Annotated in this window: 5 protein-coding genes; 4 read left to right on the forward strand and 1 reads right to left on the reverse strand. The window is 65.2% G+C overall.

Annotated elements, in window-relative coordinates; all coding sequences use genetic code 11:
- A partial coding sequence (locus ACMLHZ_RS01350; RefSeq protein ID WP_418666018.1) for a phospholipid carrier-dependent glycosyltransferase occupies window positions 1–2,345 on the forward strand: 2,345 nt, incomplete at its 5' end.
- A 76-nt stretch (window positions 2,346–2,421) separates the two neighbouring features.
- Here ACMLHZ_RS01350 and ACMLHZ_RS01355 read toward each other — a convergent pair.
- Entirely contained in the window at window positions 2,422–2,928 is a 507-nt protein-coding gene (locus tag ACMLHZ_RS01355; RefSeq protein ID WP_418666019.1) for a GNAT family N-acetyltransferase, read from the reverse strand.
- 280 nt (window positions 2,929–3,208) lie between these two features.
- Between ACMLHZ_RS01355 and ACMLHZ_RS01360 the strand changes: the two genes are divergently transcribed.
- The 3 genes from ACMLHZ_RS01360 to ACMLHZ_RS01370 all read left to right on the forward strand — a co-directional run.
- A complete protein-coding gene (locus ACMLHZ_RS01360) occupies window positions 3,209–4,411 on the forward strand; it encodes a glycosyltransferase (RefSeq protein WP_418666020.1) in 1,203 nt (400 codons plus the stop codon).
- Window positions 4,412–4,421: 10 nt separating this feature from the next.
- Window positions 4,422–5,189, forward strand: coding sequence for a GNAT family N-acetyltransferase (locus ACMLHZ_RS01365; RefSeq protein ID WP_418666021.1), 768 nt, complete (start codon window positions 4,422–4,424; stop codon window positions 5,187–5,189).
- A 174-nt stretch (window positions 5,190–5,363) separates the two neighbouring features.
- Window positions 5,364–5,691 (forward strand): metallophosphoesterase family protein (locus ACMLHZ_RS01370; RefSeq protein ID WP_418666022.1); only part of this gene is annotated, 328 nt, incomplete at its 3' end.

Raw genomic sequence — 5,691 nt, forward strand, 5'->3', positions numbered from 1 at the left:
CGCTGCGCGTTTTGGGGCGCACGGCGCTGGGAGCCGGGATTTCCGTGGCGGTGGTGTGGCTGTGCAGCCTGCCTTTCCGCGGGGCGCAACAGCCGGCCGGCTGGTTGTTGGAAAAATACACCGGTACGGTGAACAGCTACCCCTATGCCAGCCTGAACGGGTTTAACCTGCTCACCCTGCTGGGCGGCAACTGGCAGCCGCAGGAGAGCCGATGGCTGGGCCTTGTGAGCTGGCAGGCCCTGGGGACGATCGGCATTGCGGCCGCCACGCTGGCGCTGCTCTGGCTGGCCTGGCGCGGGGCGAAAAACGGCCGGTTCTGCCCGCTGCTGCTGGCAGCTTTTTATGGGGCGGCGGTGTTCTGCCTGGCCCACCGCATGCACGAGCGGTACCTGATCCCGGCGATCCTGCTGGTGCTGGCGGCCGCGGCGCGCTGGGGAGACCGGAGGCTTTTGGGGGCGTTCTGCCTGCTGTCGGCCGGTTCGCTGCTGAACCTTGCCATGGTGCTGACCAGCGCGGGCACCGACGACCAGTTCCTTACCAGTGCCGCCGCGGTGCTGATGACCCGCATCGTGAGCCTGCTCACCCTGGCGGGATTCGCGGTGCTTGCCTGGGCAGCGGCGGCCATCACGGCGGGCAAAGAGGTGCGGGCGTACACCCTGCCAAAGGCCGTGCCGCCCGCCGCGCCTGCCGCGCAGCCGCGCTGGAGGCGGGCCGAGGGGCTGTTTTTAGGAGCGCTCACCTTGGTGGTGGCGGCTTTTTCGCTGTGGGATCTGGGCGACACGAAAGCCCCCCAGAACCCGCTGGACGCCGCGGGCGCCACGGTGGATACCACGGTGGTTTTGACCGAGCCCGCCGAGAAGCTGTGGGTCTATCAGGGGGTGAGCTGGGGCGGCGGCCTGACCCTGCTGGATGAAACGGGCCGGGAGCTGGGCTGGCTGGAGCTGGGGTACGGCTCCACCTTCCAGTGGCGGGAGCTGGCGGCGCAGGATCTTGCGCCGGGGCGGTACACGGTGCGGGTGGATAACGCCCAGGTGATGGAGCTTTCGTTCCGCACGGCGGCGCAAGGTGCGGCGAAGGTGGAAGGCGGCGGCGCGCTGTTTGACGAACAGGCCCTGACCCCAATTTCTATCAGCTACCGCAACAGCATGTATTTTGACGAGATTTATCACGGCCGCACCGCCTATGAGCACCTGCACGGCATGAGCGTTTATGAAACAACCCACCCGCCCCTGGGCAAGGTGTTCATCATGCTGGGGATAGCGGTCTTCGGTATGACCGGGTTTGGCTGGCGGGTGAGCGGCGTTTTGTTTGGCATTGCCATGGTGCCGGTGCTGTACCTTTTGGTGCGCAGGCTAAGCCGCAGCCCAAAAGCCGCCGGTTTTGCGGCGCTGCTGGCGGCGCTGGACCTGATGCGCCTGGCGCAGAGCCGCATTGCCACGATCGATGTGTACGGGACCTTTTTTATCCTTCTGGCGGCTTATTTTATGGTGTGGTACTGCCAGAGCGTGCTGCAAAGGGGCGTGCTGAAAAGCATTTTGCCCATGGCGCTGTGCGGCCTGGCATTCGGCCTGGGCGCGGCCAGCAAGTGGACCGGCATCTACGCCGGCGCGGGGCTGGCGGTGCTGTATTTTGCGGTGCTGTGGCAGCGCTGGCGGCAGCGGCAGCCGGGATTTGCAAAGGAGCTTGCGGCGGCCCTTGTGGGGGGCGCGGTGTTCTTTGTGCTGGTGCCGCTGGCGGTGTATATCGGCAGCTATTTCCCCTATTGGTGGCGCGAAGGGGGCTTTGGCCTGGCAGAGTGGTGGCGGTGCCAGGAATCCATGTACAACTACCACAGCCAGCTGGTGGCCACCCACCCCTTTGAGTCGCGCTGGTACACCTGGCCCTTTGACCTGCGGCCGGTGTGGTATTATATGGGCAGCGGCCTGCCCGAGGGCATGTATGCCAGCATTGCGGGCCTTGGAAACCCCATTGTGTGGTGGGCGGGCATTGCCGGACTGGCGGCGCTGCTGTGGCGGCAGCTTTCGGGCCGCGGCAGCGGCGCGGGCGGCGCCGTGACCGTTCTCTTTTTCACCCAGCTGCTGCCCTGGGTGCTGGTGGCGCGCTGCACCTTTTTGTACCACTATTTCCCGAGCCTGTGGTTCACGGTGGCGGCGCTGGCCCTGGTGCTGGGCGATTGGCGGCGGCGGTGCCCCAAGGCCGCCCGCCGCACGGCGCTGGCGCTGGTGGCGCTGGCGGCTGCGGCGTTTGTGTGGCTTTGGCCGGCCGCGACCGGGGCAACGGTGCCCGAAGCCTGGGCCGCAAGCATCAAGTGGCTGCCCAGCTGGGGCTTTTATATCATCAACTGAACCAAAAGCCGGAGCCCGGCGCGCCGCCCCCAAAAAGGGGAACTGCGCGCCGGGCCCGGCTTTTTTGATTGAGAGTTTACGGCTGCGCCCGCTTTTCCCACCAGAGGGAACTGCCCCGGCAGCAAAGAGTAAAGCCGCACCGGGTGAGCACGCGCTGCGAGGCGGTGTTGCCGGGCCCGGTTTCGGCGGTTACAGCGCGGACGCCGGGCTGGCTGAGGGCCCAAAGGGTCATGGCGGCCACGGCCTCGGTCATGTAGCCCTGCCCGCGATGGGCGGGGCCGAGGCCATAGCCCAGCTCCACCCTGCCCTGCGCGCACGGCGGGGCCTTGAAATCCGCCGCGCCCACCACCAGGCGCTTGCGCCGGTGCGCCAGCAGCCAAAAGGTGTGCCACAAAAGCTGCTCCGGGTGGGCGCGGCAGAGAGCGGTCTGCCCTGCGAAAATGGAGCGCAGAGGTCCGGTGAGGGGCTCCCCCTCGTAGCGAAGGCCCAGCTCCTGCTCCAGGGCGGGCAGATCAGTGAGCCACAGTTCCAGCCGACGGGCGGTGAGGGGGATAAGGGTCAGGCGTTTTGTTTCTAATTCCATGGAATCTCTCCGATCAGGGGAGGGCGGCGAAGGCCGGGGCGCACATTTCGGCCTGCTGCCCCCCGTTGGGGAACGTCTGCATGGCGCCGCGCCAGAGCCTTTTCATATTCTTCGCCTCTTTTCCCGGGCGGCTGCCCGTGGTTTTTATTGTAGCACAGGCGGGCCGGCTGCGCCACCTGAAAAATGGACAATGGAAAAGTTCACATGGGTGTGATAGAATACACTTTAAGGCAAAAGAGCGGGCGCAGTGCGCCGCGGGAGACCTTGAAGGAGTGAGCAGATGGACGCCATTATTTTTACCATGGGCACAAGAGGCGACGTGCAGCCTTATATTTTTCTGGCCCAGGCTCTCAAAGAGCACGGCCACCGGGTGACGATTGGCACCCACCCCTGCTGGAAAGAGCTTGTGGAGGAAAGCGGGACGGCGTTTGTGCCGGTGGGGCCCGAGGTGGACATGGAGTACGAGGCGTCGCGAATCCGCGGCCAGGCGAAGAACCCAGCACTCAGCATGCTGAAGACCATGCAGTTTGTCTTTAAGATGATCGAGGGCGCTTCCGGGCAGATTCTGGAGCAATGCCAGGGCAGGGATCTGGTGATCGTGTCCCACAGCCTGATGGGAGCCACCGAGGCGGAGGTGCTGGGCATTAAAACCGTGAACGTGATACTGCAAACCCAAATGATCCCCCAGGTAAAGAGGAAAAAACGGCTGAAGGACAAAATTGCCTCTGCTGTGATCGACCCGCAGATGGTGCGGCCTTATAATAAGGTGCGGGTGAAGTACGGCCTGCCCAAATTGAAATCTATGGATCAGGTGATGAGCGGAAGCGTGACCCTGATCCCCATCAGCCGGCATGTAGCCACGGGCAGCCCGGACTGGAGCGACAAAAACAAGCTTGTGGGTTATTGGTACCGAGAGGCCCCCGAAGCGCAGCTGCCCGAAGAGCTGCAAAGCTTTTTGAGCGTTGGGGAGCCGCCGGTCCTTCTGGCGCTGGGGGCGATGGCGTTCGAGACAGGTGAGGAGCGGGATAAGCTGGAGCTGTTCGTGCGGGCGCTGGAGCAGACGGGCCACCGCGCGCTCATTCAGGGGTTCAACAAAACACTTGGAAATTACCCGCTGCCCCCCACGATGCTGAGGGTGGGGGCGGTGCCGCACAGCGCTTTGTTCCCGCGCTGCCGCGCGGTCATTCACCACTGTGGGTTCGGGACCGCGGCCATGGCGATGGCCTGCGGAGTCCCCAGCGTGCCGGTGCCCCATGTGCTGGATCAGATGGGGTTTGCACAGGATCTGTACAGACTGGGCGTGGGCACAAAGCCGGTGCCCGCGGCAAAATTGAGCGTGGAGGCAATTGCGGCCGCCCTGCGGGAGCTGGACGCCAATTACGAAGCTCTGCGCGCAAAAGCGGTGAAGCTGGCCGTTGACATCAGGGCGGAAAACGGCCTGGAAACGGCGGTGGCACTGATCGAAGCCGCGCAGAAGGAGTAGAAAAGGCAGGATGAAGATCATCGAGTGGAGGGACATGGGACTGCTGGCGCCGCTTTTTGCGGGCTGGCAGGAGACCATGATCTGGTCCTGCCTGGACGGCAGCATGGGCCGGGCGTTCACCCCTGCGGGCAAACCGCCGCGGGCGGCGCTTTTACAGGTGGCGGATTTCTGCTTTTTGGCGGGAGAACCCGATGCGGAGCTGGCGGGCTGCCAGCCCGGTGGGGGGCGGCGGTTTGCCATTCTGGTGCCCCGAAACGAGGGATGGGCGGCAGCCATTGAGGCAGCGTGGGGGCAAAAGGCGCGCCGGCGCGCCCGCTATGCCTTCCACAAAACGGCTGAAGGGTTTGACCCGGCGGCCCTGGCCCGTTTTGCGGCCGCCCTGCCGCCGGGGTACGAGCGGCGGCCCCTGGGGGAAGAGGAATACCGGCAGGCCCTTGCTTCGGAGTGGGGAGCCGGGGATCTGTGCAGCCAGTTTGCGGATTTTAAGGATTACCGCCGCCGGGGCCTGGGGGTTGCCGTGCTGCGGCAGGGCCGGCTGGTGGCGGGCGCTTCCAGCTATACCGTATACAGGGGTGGCATTGAGATCGAGATCGACACCCACCCCGACCACCGGCGCAAAGGCCTCGCCCGCGCCTGCGGTGCCGCCCTGATGCTGGAATGCCTGAAATGCGGGCTCTACCCCAGCTGGGACGCACAGAACGCGGCTTCGGCGGCGCTGGCGGAACGCCTGGGCTACCGGTTTGACCGGGAGTACCCCGTGTATGAGGTGCGGCGATAAAGTACAGCCGCGCCGCGGGGTACCCAGCAAAAACTTCCTGCCCCGCGCCGGGGCGGTGTGTGGTACAATGGAGCGCGGAATGCTTTTTGCGGCGCGAGGCCGCCGGGCGTTTGCCCGGTGCGCTTCGTGCCAGGGAAAAAGCAGACCTGGAGGAACATAAAAGGGGGACGTGCCATGCGCTTTTTGCATTGTTCCGACCTGCACCTCGGCAGGCGGCTGTGCGAACTGGACCTTTGGGAGGATCAGCGCCATATCCTGGATCAGCTTCTGGACATCGCCGCGAGCGAGGGCGTAGACGCGGTGCTGGTTGCGGGGGATGTGTATGACAAGGGCGTGCCCAGCCTAGGGGCGGTGGCCCTGCTGGACCGGTTTTTGACCACCCTCTGCCAGCGGCACATCCCGGTCTATCTGATCAGCGGCAACCACGATTCCGCCGAGCGGCTGGCCTTTGGCGGGCGACTGCTGGAGAACAGCGGGGTGCACCTGGCCTCGGCCTTTGGCG

It is taken from the genome of Allofournierella sp. (genome assembly GCF_048388525.1).
Classification (GTDB): Bacteria; Bacillota; Clostridia; order Oscillospirales; family Ruminococcaceae; genus BQOK01.

Coding starts and splice junctions, on each gene's coding strand:
- ACMLHZ_RS01365 (WP_418666021.1), top strand. CDS start 4,422: ATGAAGATCATCGAGTGGAGGGACATGGGACTGCTGGCGCCGCTTTTT.
- ACMLHZ_RS01360 (WP_418666020.1), top strand. CDS start 3,209: ATGGACGCCATTATTTTTACCATGGGCACAAGAGGCGACGTGCAGCCT.
- ACMLHZ_RS01355 (WP_418666019.1), bottom strand. CDS start 2,928: ATGGAATTAGAAACAAAACGCCTGACCCTTATCCCCCTCACCGCCCGT.